Origin of the sequence: Acinetobacter lanii (genome assembly GCF_011578285.1) — a bacterium.
GTDB lineage: Bacteria > Pseudomonadota > Gammaproteobacteria > Pseudomonadales > Moraxellaceae > Acinetobacter > Acinetobacter lanii.
Genome location: NZ_CP049916.1, coordinates 3,094,915 through 3,110,946, shown reverse-complemented (window position 1 = coordinate 3,110,946; position 16,032 = coordinate 3,094,915). Strand labels below are relative to the sequence as shown.

The following is a 16,032-nucleotide window of genomic DNA, read 5'->3' as shown; positions in this document are numbered from 1 at the left end:
ATTTTAAAGCCCTGAGTAAGTTTTAAAGCACTGCTTTAAAACTTACGCAAGATAGAAAGTAAGCTTCACTCGAAGCATAGCTTCCCGTCTTGCGTGTCGGCAAAGCGTTGCTTTGCTGAGTCGCCCCTCAGGCAAACTTTGAATTGATAAATATTTGTTTATCAGCGTCAAAGACCTCGGGCGAGGGGAGTTCTTCGGAGTTCCTTTCTTAATAGTCCAGTCCGAGTAGACGCGGTGGTGTGATTTGTTCATCCTCCGCGTGTAAATCTAGCAATAGATTTACGAATTGGGAGTGTGCTTCGCGTAAGCACATAAATCACCGTTAGGAGGTTTTACAATGGCTCTTCTTATCGAAGGCAAAAAACAGATCGTAGCTGAAGTAGCTGAAGTTGCTTCTACTGCATTTGCTGCTGTTGTTGCTGACTACCAAGGTTTAACTGTTGAGCAATTAACTGCTCTTCGTGTTGAAGCTCGTAAGTTAGGTGTTGCTACACGTGTTGTACGTAATACTTTGGCTAAACGCGCTCTTCAAGATACTCAATTCAGCATCTTGAACGACAACCTTGTTGGCCCAACAATCTTAGCTTTCTCAACTTCTGAAGACGACATGGGCGCTGCTGCTCGTTTGTTCGAAGAATTTGCTAAAACTAATAAAGCATTTGAACTTAAAGCTGCTGCATTTGATGGCAAAGTGTATCAAGGTGCTGAAGTTAGCGTTATCGCGAACCTTCCGAACCAAGAGAAAGCGCTTACTATGCTTGCAAACGTTCTTCAAGCTCCTATTTCGAAATTGGGTCGCTTACTTACAGCACTCAACGAGAAAAACGAGTCAGAAGCTGCTTAAGCTCAACACTAATTTCACACCATTCAATACCCATTTGGAGTTACTCTCATGGCTTTAACAAACGAAGAAATCCTAAACGCTGTTGCTGAAAAAACTGTTCTTGAGCTTGTAGAACTTATTTCTGCATTCGAAGAAAAATTCAACGTATCTGCTGCTGCTGTAGCTGTTGCTGCAGGTCCTGCTGCTGCTGCTGCTGAAGAACAATCAGAATTCAACGTAGAATTGACTTCTTTCGGCGCGAACAAAGTTGCTGTAATTAAAGCAGTTCGTGAAATCACTGGTCTTGGCTTGAAAGAAGCTAAAGACATGGTTGAAGGCGCTCCTTCAATCCTTAAAGAAGGTGTTTCTAAAGAAGAAGCTGAAGAACTTAAGAAAAAACTTGAAGAAACTGGTGCTACAGTTACTGTTAAGTAATTTCTGTAGGGGTCAGGTTTTAATTTGACCCCAAAAATTGGCTGATGGCTCTTGGGTCATCAGCCTTTTTGCGTTACAATTATCGGCTCGATTTTTGTTATCTTGGTGTAAAAAGCACCAAATTTTATAATAATTGTAAGATATCAAATGCTTACCAATATTTTTCCATGTTTAAAAATATTGTTAAGCGTTTTAATACCACTGAAAATTGCAGCATTTGAACAAAGTGGTGGTCATATCGACCTGCGTAATTCCTTCTAGACCCGTTCTGCAGGCGGGTTTAGTTTACTTTCCGAGGACTCCAGATGGCATACTCATATACCGAAAAGAAACGGATCCGTAAGAATTTTGGTAAATTGCCTAGCGTTATGGATGCTCCGTACTTGCTCGCGATTCAAGTCGACTCGTACAGAACGTTCCTTCAAGACGGCAAAACACCAAAAAACCGCGAAGATATCGGTCTCCAAGCCGCATTTCGTTCAGTTTTTCCAATTGAAAGTTATTCTGGGAATGCTGCTTTAGAATTCGTTGAGTATAGCCTTGGTAAACCCGAGTTTGATGTACGCGAATGTATTCTACGCGGATCAACTTATGCGGCACCAATGCGCGTTAAAATTCGTCTGATCATTAAAGATCGCGAAACGAAATCGATCAAAGACGTACGTGAACAAGAAGTGTACATGGGTGAAATGCCACTTATGACACAAAACGGTACCTTTGTGATCAACGGTACTGAACGTGTAATCGTATCTCAGTTACACCGTTCACCAGGTGTGTTCTTTGACCACGATAAAGGTAAGACGCATTCTAGCGGTAAAGTGCTTTATTCAGCACGTATTATTCCTTACCGTGGTTCATGGTTAGATTTCGAATTTGACGCAAAAGACCTTGTCTACGTACGTATTGACCGTCGTCGTAAATTACTTGCGACTGTGATTCTTCGTGCGTTGAACTATACAAATGAACAAATTCTAGACATGTTCTATGAGAAAGTTCCTGTATACCTCGACATGGGCAGTTACCAAATTGACCTTGTGCCTGAACGCCTGCGCGGTGAAATGGCTCAATTCGACATTCTCGATGCTGACGGCAAAGCGATTGTTGAACAAGGTAAACGTATTAATGCACGTCATGTTCGTCAAATGGAAGCGTCTGGCTTAACCAAGCTTGCTGTTCCAGATGAATACTTGTACGAGCGTATTACTGCTGAAGATATCACCTTACGTGACGGCGAAATCGTTCCTGCAAACACCGTACTTAGCCATGACATTATGGTGAAATTGGCTGAAGGTGGCGTTAAACAATTCAACGTACTTTATACCAATGACATCGACCGTGGTTCATTCGTCGCTGATTCTTTACGTGCAGACACGACTTCTGGTCGTGAAGAAGCGCTTGTAGAAATCTACAAAGTAATGCGTCCAGGCGAGCCACCAACAAAAGAAGCAGCAGAAAACTTGTTTAACAACTTGTTCTTCTCTTCTGAACGTTATGACTTGTCTCCAGTCGGTCGTATGAAGTTCAACCGTCGTTTGGGTCGTCCTTACGAAGTCGGTACAGATCAAAAATCTCGTGAGATTGAAGGTATTCTTTCAAACGAAGACATCATTGATGTATTGAAAACGTTGGTTGAAATCCGTAACGGTAAAGGCGAAGTCGACGATATCGATCACTTGGGTAACCGTCGTGTTCGTTCAGTTGGTGAAATGACTGAGAACCAATTCCGTGTAGGTCTGGTTCGTGTTGAACGTGCTGTTAAAGAGCGTTTAAGCCAAGCTGAAACAGATAACTTGTCTCCGCAAGATTTAATCAATGCGAAGCCAGTTGCTGCTGCAATCAAAGAATTCTTTGGTTCAAGCCAATTGTCACAGTTCATGGACCAAAATAACCCGTTGTCTGAAATCACGCATAAACGTCGTGTATCAGCATTAGGGCCAGGTGGTTTAACACGTGAACGTGCAGGCTTCGAAGTACGTGACGTACATCAAACGCATTATGGTCGTGTATGCCCAATTGAGACACCTGAGGGACCAAACATTGGTTTGATCAACTCATTGTCTGTGTATGCAAAAGCCAACAATTTTGGTTTCTTGGAAACACCATATCGTAAAGTTGTAGACGGCCGTGTCACCATGGACGTTGAATACCTTTCTGCAATTGAAGAAGTCGGTACTGTCATTGCACAGGCCGATTCTGCAGTAGATGCTGAAGGTAACTTAACAGAAGAATTCGTATCTGTACGTCACCAAGGTGACTTCGTACGTATGCCTCCTGAAAAAGTAACGCATATGGACGTCTCTGCTCAGCAGGTTGTTTCTGTAGCTGCATCATTGATTCCATTCCTTGAGCACGATGACGCCAACCGTGCATTGATGGGTTCAAACATGCAACGTCAGGCAGTTCCTACCCTGATTGCTGACAAGCCGCTTGTTGGTACAGGTATGGAAGCGAATGTAGCGCATGACTCTGGTGTATGTGTAATCGCGAAACGTGGTGGTCGTATCGAGTTCGTTGATGCGTCGCGTGTGGTTATTCGTGTGAATGAAGACGAAATGATCGCAGGTGAAGCAGGTGTAGATATCTACAACTTGATCAAATACACGCGTTCGAACCAAAACACCTGTATTAACCAAAAAGTACTCGTAAGCCTAGGCGATAAAGTTGGTCGTGGTGACGTACTTGCTGATGGTCCATCGACAGATGGCGGTGAATTGGCACTGGGTCAAAACATGCGTGTCGCGTTCATGACGTGGAACGGTTACAACTATGAAGACTCGATCTTACTTTCTGAGCGTGTTCTTCAAGAAGATCGCTTAACTTCGATTCATATTCAAGAATTGTCATGTGTAGCGCGTGATACTAAGTTAGGTGCAGAAGAAATTACTGCCGATATTCCTAACGTCGGTGAAGCTGCACTTTCTAAGCTTGATGAATCAGGTATTGTTTACATCGGTGCTGAAGTATCTGCAGGGGATATCCTTGTCGGTAAAGTAACACCTAAAGGTGAAACGCAATTAACACCTGAAGAAAAACTGCTTCGCGCGATCTTCGGTGAAAAAGCGGCTGACGTTAAAGACTCATCTTTACGCGTATCTTCATCTGTAAAAGGTACAGTAATTGACGTTCAAGTGTTTACACGTGACGGCATTGAGAAAGATGAACGTGCTCAAGCGATTGAGAAAGCTCAACTTGATGCGTACCGTAAAGACTTGAAAGAAGAATTCAAAATCTTTGAAGAAGCAGCACGTGAACGTATTGTTCGCTTGTTGAAAGGTCAAGAATCGAACGGTGGTGGTACCACTAAACGTGGCGACAAACTTTCTGAAGAAGTGTTGTCAGGTTTAGAACTTGTTGACTTGTTGGATATCCAACCTGTTGATGAAGGTATTGCAGAGCGTTTAACTCAAATTCAAGTGTTCTTGAAAGAGAAGAGCATTGAAATTGATGAGAAATTTGCGGAGAAAAAACGCAAACTTTCTACAGGCGATGAGCTGACAACGGGTGTATTGAAAGTTGTTAAAGTGTACTTGGCTGTTAAACGTCGCATCCAACCGGGTGACAAAATGGCGGGTCGTCATGGTAACAAAGGTGTTGTATCAAACATCTTACCAGTAGAAGACATGCCACATGATGCTAACGGTGTTCCAGTTGATATCGTGTTGAACCCACTGGGTGTACCATCACGTATGAACGTGGGTCAGATTCTTGAAACTCACTTGGGTATGGCGGCGAAAGGTCTTGGCGATCAAATCGACAAGATGATGAAAGAGCAACGTACTGTACTTGAGCTTCGTGAATTCTTAGACAAGATTTATAACAAAGTTGGTGGCGAGCAAGAAGATCTTGATAGCTTAACTGATGAAGAGATCTTGGTATTGTCAGGTAACCTTCGTAAGGGTGTTCCACTTGCAACACCTGTATTCGACGGTGCTGACGAATCACAAATTAAAGAGCTTCTAGAACTTGGTGGCATCTCACGTACAGGTCAAACTGTATTGTATGATGGTCGTACAGGTGAGCGTTTTGACCGTCCTGTAACTGTAGGTTACATGTACATGTTGAAACTGAATCACTTGGTTGATGACAAGATGCATGCGCGTTCTACCGGTTCTTACTCTCTTGTTACGCAACAGCCATTGGGTGGTAAAGCTCAATTCGGTGGTCAGCGTTTCGGTGAGATGGAGGTCTGGGCACTTGAAGCATACGGCGCAGCTTACACGCTTCAAGAAATGCTTACTGTTAAGTCGGATGACGTTGAAGGTCGTACCCGTATCTACAAGAACATTGTAGATGGTAACCATTATATGGATCCGGGCATGCCTGAATCGTTCAACGTATTGACTAAAGAGATCCGTTCTTTAGGTATCAACATTGAACTGAAAAATGGTGACTAAGTAACCATTCAATCCCCCCAACCCCCTTTGTAAAGGGGGGGATTTACTCCTCTTACTTTAAGGGGAGTTTCCCGCTTAAATCAGGCGGGATTGAGGGGGATTACTCAGTTAAAAAACAATATTTGTGACCCAGTTGTGAAGTGAAAATCTCCACAACACACGGAGAAAAAAATTGAAAGATTTGCTCGATATCATGCGCAAAAAGACGGATTCAGATGGTCATGCACCAGTTGAATTTGATCGTATCCGTATTGGTCTTGCGTCACCAGAAATGATCAAATCATGGTCTCATGGTGAAGTTAAAAAGCCTGAAACCATTAACTACCGTACGTTCAAGCCAGAACGTGACGGTCTTTTCTGTGCCAAAATCTTTGGTCCAGTCAAAGATTACGAATGCTTGTGTGGTAAATACAAGCGTATGAAATACAAAGGCGTCATTTGTGAAAAATGTGGCGTTGAAGTAACAACTGCGAAAGTTCGTCGTGAGCGTATGGGTCACATCGAATTGGCTTCGCCAGTTGCGCATATTTGGTTCTTAAAATCATTACCATCTCGTATCGGTCTTCTTTTAGACATGACGCTACGTGATATCGAACGCGTATTGTATTTCGAATCTTATGTTGTAACTGATCCGGGTATGACTCCAATGGAGAAATACCAACTTCTTAACGATGAAGAATACTTCACAGCGTTAGAAGAACACGGTGATGAATTTAGCGCGAAAATGGGTGCGGAAGCGATTCAAGATTTGTTGAAAGACATCGATCTTGAAGCTGAAATTGCACGTCTTCGTGAAGAGATTCCACAAACAACTTCAGAAACGAAGCTTAAAAAAGCATCGAAACGTTTGAAGTTGATGGAAGCATTCAACGACTCGAACAACAAACCAGAATGGATGGTGTTGACTGTACTTCCAGTACTTCCACCAGATCTTCGTCCGTTAGTACCACTTGAAGGTGGTCGTTTCGCGACTTCTGATTTGAATGATCTTTACCGTCGTGTGATCAACCGTAACAACCGTTTGAAACGTCTTCTTGATCTTTCAGCACCTGACATCATCGTACGTAACGAAAAACGTATGTTGCAGGAATCTGTAGATGCATTGCTAGACAACGGTCGTCGTGGTCGTGCGATTACAGGTTCGAACAAACGTCCATTGAAATCTTTGGCAGATATGATCAAAGGTAAGCAAGGTCGTTTCCGTCAAAACTTGTTGGGTAAACGTGTCGATTACTCTGGTCGTTCGGTAATTACCGTAGGTCCTACTTTACGTCTTCACCAATGTGGTCTTCCGAAGAAAATGGCACTTGAATTATTCAAGCCATTCATTTTCGCTAAACTACAAGCCTCTGGCCAAGCAACAACCATTAAAGCTGCGAAGAAAATGGTTGAGCGTGAAACACCAGAAGTTTGGGACGTTCTTGCATCTGTGATTCGTCAACATCCAGTGATGTTGAACCGTGCGCCAACACTTCACCGTTTGGGTCTTCAAGCATTTGAACCAACCCTAATTGAAGGTAAAGCGATCCGTCTACACCCACTCGTATGTGCTGCGTTCAACGCCGACTTCGACGGTGACCAAATGGCGGTACACGTTCCATTAACACTTGAAGCTCAATTAGAAGCTCGTGCGTTAATGATGTCGACCAACAACATCTTGTCTCCAGCGAATGGTGAACCGATCATCGTACCTTCTCAGGACGTTGTATTGGGCTTGTATTACATCACTCGTGATGCAATCAATGCTAAAGGTGAAGGCATGGTGTTCGCGGATACTGATGAAGTAAACCGTGCACTGGCAACTGGTCAAGTTGATTTACACGCTCGTGTTAAAGCACGTGTACACCAAACTGTGATTGATGACAACGGTAATCGTGAACAACAAACGATCATTGTAGATACGACGCCAGGTCGCTGCCTACTTTGGGAAGTTGTACCTGAAGGTATGGATTTCCAACAGATCAACGTTGAGATGACCAAAAAGAACATCTCTAAGATTATCAACTCTTGCTACCGTAAGTTGGGTCTAAAAGATACGGTTATCTTTGCTGACCAATTGATGTACTTAGGCTTCCGTCAAGCGACACGTTCAGGCGTATCGGTTGGTATGGAAGACATGCTTATTCCACCTGCGAAATATGCAATTATTGAAAAAGCAGAAGTTGAAGTTCGTGAAATCGAACAACAATTCGAGCAAGGTTTCGTAACTGCAGGTGAACGTTACAATAAAGTTGTCGATATTTGGGCACGTACCAATGACCAAGTCGCGAAAGCGATGATGGACAACTTGTCTTATACCACTGTTAAAAACAAACAGGGTGAAGACGAGAAACAAAAATCGTTCAACTCAATCTATATGATGTCTGACTCGGGTGCCCGTGGTTCGGCAGCTCAGATTCGTCAGTTGGCGGGTATGCGTGGTTTGATGGCGAAACCAGATGGTTCGATCATTGAAACCCCAATTAAAGCAAACTTCCGTGAAGGTTTGACAGTACTTCAGTACTTCATTTCAACACACGGTGCGCGTAAAGGTTTGGCCGATACAGCACTGAAAACAGCGAACTCAGGTTACTTGACACGTCGTTTAGTTGACGTAGCGCAAGACTTGGTGATCACTGAGCCAGATTGCGGTACTTTAGACGGTCTTGTGATGACACCGTTCATTCAAGGTGGCGATGTTATCGAAAACTTGGGTGCACGAGTTTTGGGTCGTGTACTGGCTGAAGATGCGAAGAAACCAGGTTCTGACGAAGTTGTTCTTCCACGTAACACATTGATCGATGAGAAACTTGCCAACTTCCTAGAAGACAGCGGTGTCGATGAAGTGAAAGTACGTTCAGTTGTAAACTGTGCCTCTACCTTCGGTGTATGTGCGAAATGTTATGGTCGTGATCTTGCTCGCGGTCACTTGGTGAATCCAGGTGAATCTGTGGGTGTAATGGCTGCTCAATCGATTGGTGAGCCAGGTACACAGTTAACCATGCGTACGTTCCACGTCGGTGGTGCTGCGAGCCGAACTTCTGCTGCAAACAGCGTACAAGTTCGTAACGGCGGTACAGTACGTTTCCACAATGTGAAAACAGTACAACACGCGAAAGGTCACTTGGTATCTGTATCTCGTTCAGGTGAAATCGGTATTGCTGATGACATCGGTCGTGAACGCGAACGCTACAAACTTCCATACGGTGCGTCAATCTTGTTGAAAGATGGCGAAACGATCGAAGCGGGTGGTATTGTTGCGACTTGGGATCCGCATACACATCCATTGGTAACAGAAGTTGCAGGTAAAGCACGTTTCAGCCAAATCGCTGATGGTGTGACAGCAACATCGAAAACTGATGATGCAACCGGTATGACCACTGTTGAAATCCTGCCTGTAACAGCACGTCCTGCTTCAGGTAAAGATTTACGTCCAGCGATTGTGTTAGACACAGTGGATGGCGGTGAACAGTTCTACTTCTTACCACAAAACACCATTGTGACTGTCCGTGATGGAGAAACCATTGGTGTGGGTGACGTTATTGGTCGTGTACCACAAGAAACTTCACGTACACGTGACATTACCGGTGGTCTACCACGCGTAGCGGACTTGTTCGAAGCACGTAAACCGAAAGAGCATGCAATTCTTGCTGAAATTTCGGGTGTTGTCAGCTTCGGTAAAGAGACCAAGGGTAAGAACCGTCTTGTCATCACTCCAGATGATGGCTCTGAGATCTACGAAGAGCTTATTCCGAAGTGGCGTACAATCAACGTGTTCGAGGGTGAGCATGTCAACCGTGGTGAAACCATTTCTGATGGTCCACAAAACCCACATGACATCTTACGTTTGAAAGGCGAAGTTGCGCTTACAAATTACATCGTGAACGAAGTTCAAGACGTATACCGTCTCCAAGGTGTAAAAATCAACGACAAGCACATTGAAGTTATCGTACGTCAAATGTTGCGTAAAGTTGATATCACTGACGGTGGTGATACAAGCTTTATCAAAGGCGAGCAAATTGACTACATCCGTGTGGTTCAAGAAAACCAAGCTGTGGCAGCTCAGAACAAGTTCCCAGCGAAGTTTGAACGTCAATTGATGGGTATTACCAAAGCATCGCTTTCAACTGACTCGTTCATCTCTGCTGCATCGTTCCAGGAAACTACGCGTGTGTTAACTGAAGCGGCTGTAACAGGTAAAGAAGACGAATTACGTGGCTTGAAAGAGAACGTGGTTGTAGGTCGCTTGATCCCAGCGGGTACAGGTTTGGCTTACCACTTAGAACGTCGTCGTCAAGAAGCTGAAGCTGCAGAGCATGAGCTTGTAAATGACTTCTCTGAAGTTGACCAAGCATTCTCTCAAGCACTAAACGAAGATCAATTCTAAGTTTAGCTTGAAATAAAAAAGCCACCTTCGGGTGGCTTTTTTTATGCCACCTAAAATTAAACGTCAAATTAACTGAGAAAATTAAAAGAAAAAGAACGCTTTAATAAAGCGCCTATTTTTTATATAGTGGTTGAATAAGCAACGATAATTTTAAAATTCAAATGATTCATCAGGGGAAATAAGCATGAAAATGACAGCTAAACAAGTTTCTTTATCTTTATTGGTGCTCGCTTCAACAGCAACTATGGCGAAACCCATGCCGAACAGCATTGTGGTCGATGACAAAGCGGTGGTGCCTGTAGTGAAAACCCAAGTGATTCGTCGTGTTGAAGGTCAGGCACCGGTACGTACGGTAGAAGCGACGGTTTTTGAAGTAACCAATCAAGGTAAAGACATCGTGGCGCGTGAATTAGTCTCTCAAGACAATGAAGCAACATTCTCAGACAAAGGTTTATCTGTTCCTGTATTGAAGCAAGGCGGGGTGATTGTACCGACCTCTAAAATTGAAGTGATTCAAACCTTGAAACAAGATGAACAAGTCTTATCACAAAAAAAAGTGATTGACGCGGCAGGTGTCGAGATTAAAAAAGATGGTGAAGTGGTTAAACGTCAGCTTTTGCTTGATCAGCAAAGTCATCCTGAAGCCAATGAAAAAATGAGCCATGCCGTGGTGTCAGAAAATGGCACAGTGACCAAAGACATTGTGGTATTTGATGAAGCTCAACCTGCGGAATAAGATGATTGATTGAGATTTCACTCAACAACAAAAAAGCGCTCAATGAGCGCTTTTTTACAATTGGAAATGAAACCCTCGCTTAACTTAACAATAACTTATGATTTAAGCACTGTATTGACGTTATGCTTAAAGCAATCAATCAACAAGGTGAAGGATCATGAAAAAAGTAATGGCAACCCTTTCTATCGCAACACTATCTGGCTTGATGATGGTCGGTTGTGAAAATATGTCAGCCAACGATCAACGCGTAGGCGCAGCGGCGCTCGGTGGTGCATTGGGTGGCGGCGTCGGTAATAATGTCGGTAATGGTGTCGGCGCGGCGATTGGTGGTGGTGCAGGCGCAGCAGCGGGGAGTAAAGTCTCTAATGGTTCCAACCGAAATGCCACATATAGTGGTGTCGGTGGTGCAGTCGGTTCAGCTGTAGGGAAAAGCATCTTTGGTGGCAATACTGGCGCAGCCATTGGGGGGGCGATTGGTGGCGGTGCAGGTGCAGCCATTGAGCAACGTAAATAACCCGCTAGCTAAGTCTCTCAGTAAGCTCTTAAGCCATCAAGGCTGATTTAACACATAAAAAAAGGTGCTGTATTCAGCGCCTTTTTTTATTTTAGGCGGGTACCTTTGGGTTTTTTACGGCGGATATATAAGGTTTTATTGACCCGTGCCACACGTAAGCCTGACTCATCCATAATGTCGATATCGTAATTGCGATACACCGGCGCATGATTGTCAGCCAATGTTTTAACGGTGTGAATTTCTTCAGCATTTAAGCGAAAGTCCGCATACACCGTACTGCGACCTGGACTTAAAAATTCAATATTGGCTGCCTTGTCCCACACGATATATTCCGAGCCTAAATGATACATCAGTAAAGTCATGTAAAAGGGGTCAACCATGGCATATAAGCTGCCGCCAAAATGCACACCAACAATATTTTTATTACTTCGGGTCAGGGGCATTTTGACGCGAATGTGATAATTCTTCAGATCAATTTTATCCACCACAATGCCTGCACCTTGGTAGGGGGCAAAGTGATTAATCATGTATTTAGACACAAAAGGAATGGTTGCAATTTTTTTGAAAATACTCATTTGGGTCAATTATTTTTATCGGGAGTGAATTCATACTAAAGTACAAAAATCATCCTGACATTGATCCTAATGTTTTTTAAAGTTGTAAATGGGTCAATAAAATAACAAAAAGGTAAAGCGGTTATGCAATTTGTCACGCATTGGATTGAAACAACAGATCAACAAAAACTCTTCGCCAAAACATGGGGCGACAGTCAAAAATCCGCTTTGGTTTTGGTGCATGGCTATCCGGATAATCAAGAGGTTTGGGAACCGATTATTCAGCATTTGATCCAAGACTTTTATGTGGTGACTTACGATGTCCGTGGCGCAGGGCAATCAACAGTGCCAAAAAAGATTCGTGCCTATGCTTTGCCGCAATTGTCCTTAGACTTAGAAGCGGTGGTGAATCAGTTGTTGCCGAATCGTCAGTTTCATATTGCCGCGCACGATTGGGGTTCGATCCAAACGTGGGAGTCGGTCACAGAAGCCAAGTTTAAAGATCGCATGTTGTCCTATACCACCATTTCAGGACCCTGCTTAGACCATGCCGCGTTTTGGATGCGAGATCAGTTTAAACATCAAAAACCTAAATTCTTTAAGCAGTTGTTTAAGTCTTGGTACATCGTGGCTTTTCAACTGCCCATCTTGGCACCGACCATTTGGCATCTGTTTAATCCTGAACGTTGGGGCAAAGTTTTAAATCAATTAGAACAAAAGAAAGATCTACCCTTAAATCACAATATTGCCAAAGATGGTGAGCACGGCATTGCTTTATACCGTGCCAACTTTATTCCACGTTTACTCAAACCGCGTCAACGTCATGCAGTGTGTCCTGTACAAGCGGTGGTGCTGAAGCGTGATAATTTTGTGAGTCCTGAATTGATTGATGAAATTCCAAAATGGGCGAGTGAATTTGAACGTGTCGATGTTGATGCCAACCATTGGGCGGTGTTGAGTCGACCGCAGGAAATAGCGGCGTACATTGCAGCTTTTGCATCAAAACATCAGCACTGACAAGCGATTAAGCTTTAGCTTGCCTAATCAAATGAGCCAAATATGCGCAGTTTTGAATAAAAAATAATTAGATGAGTGAAGACATTTTAAAGATTAATCTCTGTTAAAATGCGTTTTTTTTTCTAATCCTCTCTTCTTATGATTGCAATTATCGCTGCTATCGTAGTCATGTTCGGACTATCTTTAGCCCGTGTGCCTGTTGTTTTTGCACTGATTATTGGTGCAGTAACAGGTGGTTTATTGGCTGGGCTTGGCTTGGCAGGCACCTTGGAAGCATTTGACAAAGGCCTCGGCGGCGGTGCAAAAATTGCCTTGGCCTATGGTGTACTCGGTGCATTTGCCTTGGCTTTGGCACGTTCAGGTTTACCTGATTTATTGGCATATAAATTGATCAAAACCTTGAAAGGGGATGCTGATAAAAAAGCGCAAAATAAAGTCAAATACATTATTTTTGCGACCATTGCTTTGGCGGCTGTGGCATCACAAAACGTGATTCCAGTACATATCGCGTTTATTCCGGTGTTGATTCCACCGCTACTGAATGTGTTTAACCATTTGCGATTGGACCGTCGTTTGGTGGCATGCCTGTTGACCTTTGGTCTATGTGCGACTTATATGCTGATTCCTGTCGGTTTTGGTGCAATCTTCCTGAATGATATTTTGGGTCAGAACATCAATACCTTTGGTAAGCCCTATGGTTTCCAAATTACCTATGATCAGATTCCAAAAGCGATGGCGATTCCGGTATCGGGCATGTTTGTGGGTTTACTGATTGCGGTGTTCTTCAGCTACCGTAAACCCCGTGACTATGTCGATATGGCGGTAGTCGAAAAAGTGCAAAGCATTTCAGGTGAAATGGTCGATCCTGTCAATGAAGCACCTAAAATTGCGCCATTTACTTTGTACATGGCAGGCTTTGCTGTGCTTGCAACCTTAGCTGTTCAGTTGTATTCAGATTCGATGATTCTTGCAGGTTTAGTGGGGGTTGCGATCCTAAGTTGTGCAGGGATTTTCAAATGGCGTGAAGCGGATGACGTGATCATTAGCGGGATGCGCATGATGGCCTTGGTGGGCTTTATCATGATCTCAGCACAAGGTTTTGCCTCGGTGATTGAGGCGACCAATCAAGTGCCTGCATTGGTACAGGCTTCTGTAGAGTGGATTGGTAACAGTAAACCGCTGGCAGCTTTCTTAATGCTGATTATTGGCTTGTTGATTACCTTGGGGATTGGCTCTTCTTTCTCGACGGTTCCAATTCTCGCGATTATTTATGTCCCCTTATGTATCCAATTTGGTTTTAGCCCTGCAGCAACCATCGCAATTATTGGTACGGCAGCCGCTTTAGGGGATGCAGGTTCACCGGCGTCTGATTCAACATTAGGGCCAACCTCGGGCTTAAATATTGATGGTCAGCACGACCATATGAAAGACAGTGTGATTCCGACCTTTGTGCATTACAACATCCCTATGATTGTCTTTGGTTGGATTGCTGCAATGGTACTCTAAGGCTTAAATTGAAAATCATTGGCTATTTTAAAAGGCATTATTGATACAATAATGCCTTTTTTATTCTGATTAAAATGGTTGGTTTAATATGCGTAATATAGTTAAATAATGGAAAATAAATCTGATTAAAATACTTGGTTTTAAAACCAACTAAAATACTATGTTTAAAATAAATAAATATAAAAAACAATGTTTTATAAATAATGTAAAAATTTATAAATTAATCGCTATTGCGCATTATTAATTCTCATGTTTATTATAAAAACAAGGGTTGATATTTATAATTCTCATCCAGAATAAAGGTGTATTTAAAATGTTAAAACAAATCTCTCTTGTTGTTTTATTGGGCATGTCTGCGTCGGCGATGGCAGGTCACTGGCAAGCGAAAGTGGGTGCCTCTGTGGTTGCACCGACATCCGATTCGAAAGTGGCGGGTGGCGCATTGACGGTAGAGGCGGACAATGAGTGGGCATTTACACCGGCGGTTGAATATTTCTTTAACGACCATATTTCTACTGAATTATTGTTGGCAACACCCATCAATCACGATGTCTTAGTGGAAGGTAAAAGTGCGGCGAGTTTGAAACATTTGCCACCAACATGGACAGTCAAATATAACTTTAAAAATAAAACTGATTTTACGCCCTATGCAGGGATTGGTTTAATTGCATTTCTTCCATGGGATGAAAGTACACATGGCATTTTAAAAGGCACTAAACTGAAAGTTCAAGAAGACATCGGTTTTGCCGGTCAAGTGGGTGTGAGTTACCAACCGAAAGCATGGAACAATTGGGGCGCATATGTAGATGTTCGTTATGCACAGCTTGATCCTAAAGTGGATTCAAGCCTAGTTGATAAATTTGATTTGGATATCGATCCGTTGGTGTATTCATTTGGTCTGAGCTACAAGTTCTAAGCATATGCAAATACAAAGAAGCCTTATCTATGGATAGGGCTTTTTTATGCGCGATATTCTGAAGGTCATCACGACCCTTTCAATCTATCGAGAAACAGAAAAATGTAAATAACCACAAATCTACAAAAATAAGCTGTTGTTTAAGGTCAAGATTCAATAGATTAAAAGATAAGTAGGTCATTGAATGCATGCTTAAAAAGCATCTGATCAACAGCAATTAAAAACTTAAAAACAATGGACCTGTACTAAAAAAATCAAAAACTTTCAATCATCATGCTATTGAGTGCTCAAATAATGCAAAGAATGAAAATTTGGCTCAAAACCTGTGTTCAAATCTGCTCGGTAATTGCTTGCACTTACATCAGTGCTGAGGCTACGGCAGCAAGTTTTAATTGTGCCCGTACTGAAACCAAAACTGAACGTCGCATCTGTGAAAATCTCAGCCTCAATGATGCCGATGTTAAAATGGTCACCACCTATAATATCGTCAGGCGTTTGGTGCCAATGGGAACACGTTCTGTGATTCAAACCGAACAAGTCAAATGGCTGAATTTACGCGATCAATGTCAGGACAATGTGCAGTGCTTAAAACAAACCTATGATATGCGGCAGCAAAAGCTTGATCAGCATATGGAACGCATTTATCGGCAAGGACCCTTTTAAAAAATAGGCAAAATGATCTTTTTTTTAAATTTTCCTATTGAAAATTGCTGAACATACTCCATTCATTAAGCATTCAAGAATAATGTGTTGTTGAATTTAAGGAGTAAT

Annotated in this window: 11 protein-coding genes; 10 read left to right on the top strand and 1 reads right to left on the bottom strand. The window is 42.8% G+C overall.

Going from position 1 to position 16,032, the window contains the following annotated elements:
- Positions 1 to 337: 337 nt before the first annotated feature.
- The 6 genes from rplJ to G8D99_RS14145 all read left to right on the top strand — a co-directional run bounded on the left by rplJ (position 338) and on the right by G8D99_RS14145 (position 11,268).
- Positions 338 to 844, top strand: coding sequence for a 50S ribosomal protein L10 (gene rplJ, locus G8D99_RS14170; RefSeq protein WP_166326987.1), 507 nt, complete (start codon positions 338 to 340; stop codon positions 842 to 844).
- A gap of 48 nt (positions 845 to 892) precedes the next feature.
- Positions 893 to 1,258: a 50S ribosomal protein L7/L12 gene (gene rplL / locus G8D99_RS14165; protein ID WP_166326985.1), complete on the top strand. Its 366-nt coding sequence runs from the start codon at positions 893 to 895 to the stop codon at positions 1,256 to 1,258.
- A 305-nt stretch (positions 1,259 to 1,563) separates the two neighbouring features.
- Entirely contained in the window at positions 1,564 to 5,652 is a 4,089-nt protein-coding gene (gene rpoB, locus G8D99_RS14160) for a DNA-directed RNA polymerase subunit beta (protein ID WP_166326983.1), read from the top strand.
- A gap of 172 nt (positions 5,653 to 5,824) precedes the next feature.
- Positions 5,825 to 10,018, top strand: a complete 4,194-nt coding sequence (gene rpoC / locus G8D99_RS14155) for a DNA-directed RNA polymerase subunit beta' (protein ID WP_166326981.1) — start codon at positions 5,825 to 5,827, stop codon at positions 10,016 to 10,018.
- Between the two features lie 184 nt (positions 10,019 to 10,202).
- The gene (locus G8D99_RS14150) at positions 10,203 to 10,754 is read left to right on the top strand and encodes a hypothetical protein (RefSeq protein WP_166326979.1); all 552 of its coding nucleotides are present in this window, start codon (positions 10,203 to 10,205) and stop codon (positions 10,752 to 10,754) included.
- 157 nt (positions 10,755 to 10,911) lie between these two features.
- Positions 10,912 to 11,268, top strand: coding sequence for a DNA transfer protein p32 (locus G8D99_RS14145; protein ID WP_166326977.1), 357 nt, complete (start codon positions 10,912 to 10,914; stop codon positions 11,266 to 11,268).
- 86 nt (positions 11,269 to 11,354) lie between these two features.
- On the opposite strand, the gene G8D99_RS14140 is transcribed toward G8D99_RS14145, so the two are convergent.
- The gene (locus tag G8D99_RS14140) at positions 11,355 to 11,843 is read right to left on the bottom strand and encodes a PaaI family thioesterase (RefSeq protein ID WP_166326975.1); all 489 of its coding nucleotides are present in this window, start codon (positions 11,841 to 11,843) and stop codon (positions 11,355 to 11,357) included.
- A gap of 123 nt (positions 11,844 to 11,966) precedes the next feature.
- Between G8D99_RS14140 and G8D99_RS14135 the strand changes: the two genes are divergently transcribed.
- The 4 genes from G8D99_RS14135 (at position 11,967) to G8D99_RS14120 (ending at position 15,924) form a co-directional block, all read left to right on the top strand.
- Positions 11,967 to 12,839 carry an alpha/beta fold hydrolase gene (locus G8D99_RS14135; protein WP_166326973.1) on the top strand — a complete coding sequence of 291 codons (873 nt, stop codon included), beginning with the start codon at positions 11,967 to 11,969 and terminating at the stop codon, positions 12,837 to 12,839.
- A gap of 138 nt (positions 12,840 to 12,977) precedes the next feature.
- Positions 12,978 to 14,345: a Na+/H+ antiporter family protein gene (locus tag G8D99_RS14130; protein ID WP_166326971.1), complete on the top strand. Its 1,368-nt coding sequence runs from the start codon at positions 12,978 to 12,980 to the stop codon at positions 14,343 to 14,345.
- Between the two features lie 313 nt (positions 14,346 to 14,658).
- Positions 14,659 to 15,261: an OmpW/AlkL family protein gene (locus G8D99_RS14125; RefSeq protein ID WP_166326969.1), complete on the top strand. Its 603-nt coding sequence runs from the start codon at positions 14,659 to 14,661 to the stop codon at positions 15,259 to 15,261.
- A gap of 303 nt (positions 15,262 to 15,564) precedes the next feature.
- Positions 15,565 to 15,924 (top strand): lysozyme inhibitor LprI family protein, encoded by a 360-nt coding sequence (locus G8D99_RS14120; RefSeq protein ID WP_227554413.1) that lies wholly within the window; start codon positions 15,565 to 15,567, stop codon positions 15,922 to 15,924.
- Positions 15,925 to 16,032 lie beyond the last annotated feature (108 nt).

Coding starts and splice junctions, on each gene's coding strand:
- rplJ (WP_166326987.1), top strand. CDS start 338: ATGGCTCTTCTTATCGAAGGCAAAAAACAGATCGTAGCTGAAGTAGCT.
- rplL (WP_166326985.1), top strand. CDS start 893: ATGGCTTTAACAAACGAAGAAATCCTAAACGCTGTTGCTGAAAAAACT.
- rpoB (WP_166326983.1), top strand. CDS start 1,564: ATGGCATACTCATATACCGAAAAGAAACGGATCCGTAAGAATTTTGGT.
- G8D99_RS14150 (WP_166326979.1), top strand. CDS start 10,203: ATGAAAATGACAGCTAAACAAGTTTCTTTATCTTTATTGGTGCTCGCT.
- G8D99_RS14145 (WP_166326977.1), top strand. CDS start 10,912: ATGAAAAAAGTAATGGCAACCCTTTCTATCGCAACACTATCTGGCTTG.
- G8D99_RS14140 (WP_166326975.1), bottom strand. CDS start 11,843: ATGAGTATTTTCAAAAAAATTGCAACCATTCCTTTTGTGTCTAAATAC.
- G8D99_RS14135 (WP_166326973.1), top strand. CDS start 11,967: ATGCAATTTGTCACGCATTGGATTGAAACAACAGATCAACAAAAACTC.
- G8D99_RS14130 (WP_166326971.1), top strand. CDS start 12,978: ATGATTGCAATTATCGCTGCTATCGTAGTCATGTTCGGACTATCTTTA.
- G8D99_RS14125 (WP_166326969.1), top strand. CDS start 14,659: ATGTTAAAACAAATCTCTCTTGTTGTTTTATTGGGCATGTCTGCGTCG.
- G8D99_RS14120 (WP_227554413.1), top strand. CDS start 15,565: ATGAAAATTTGGCTCAAAACCTGTGTTCAAATCTGCTCGGTAATTGCT.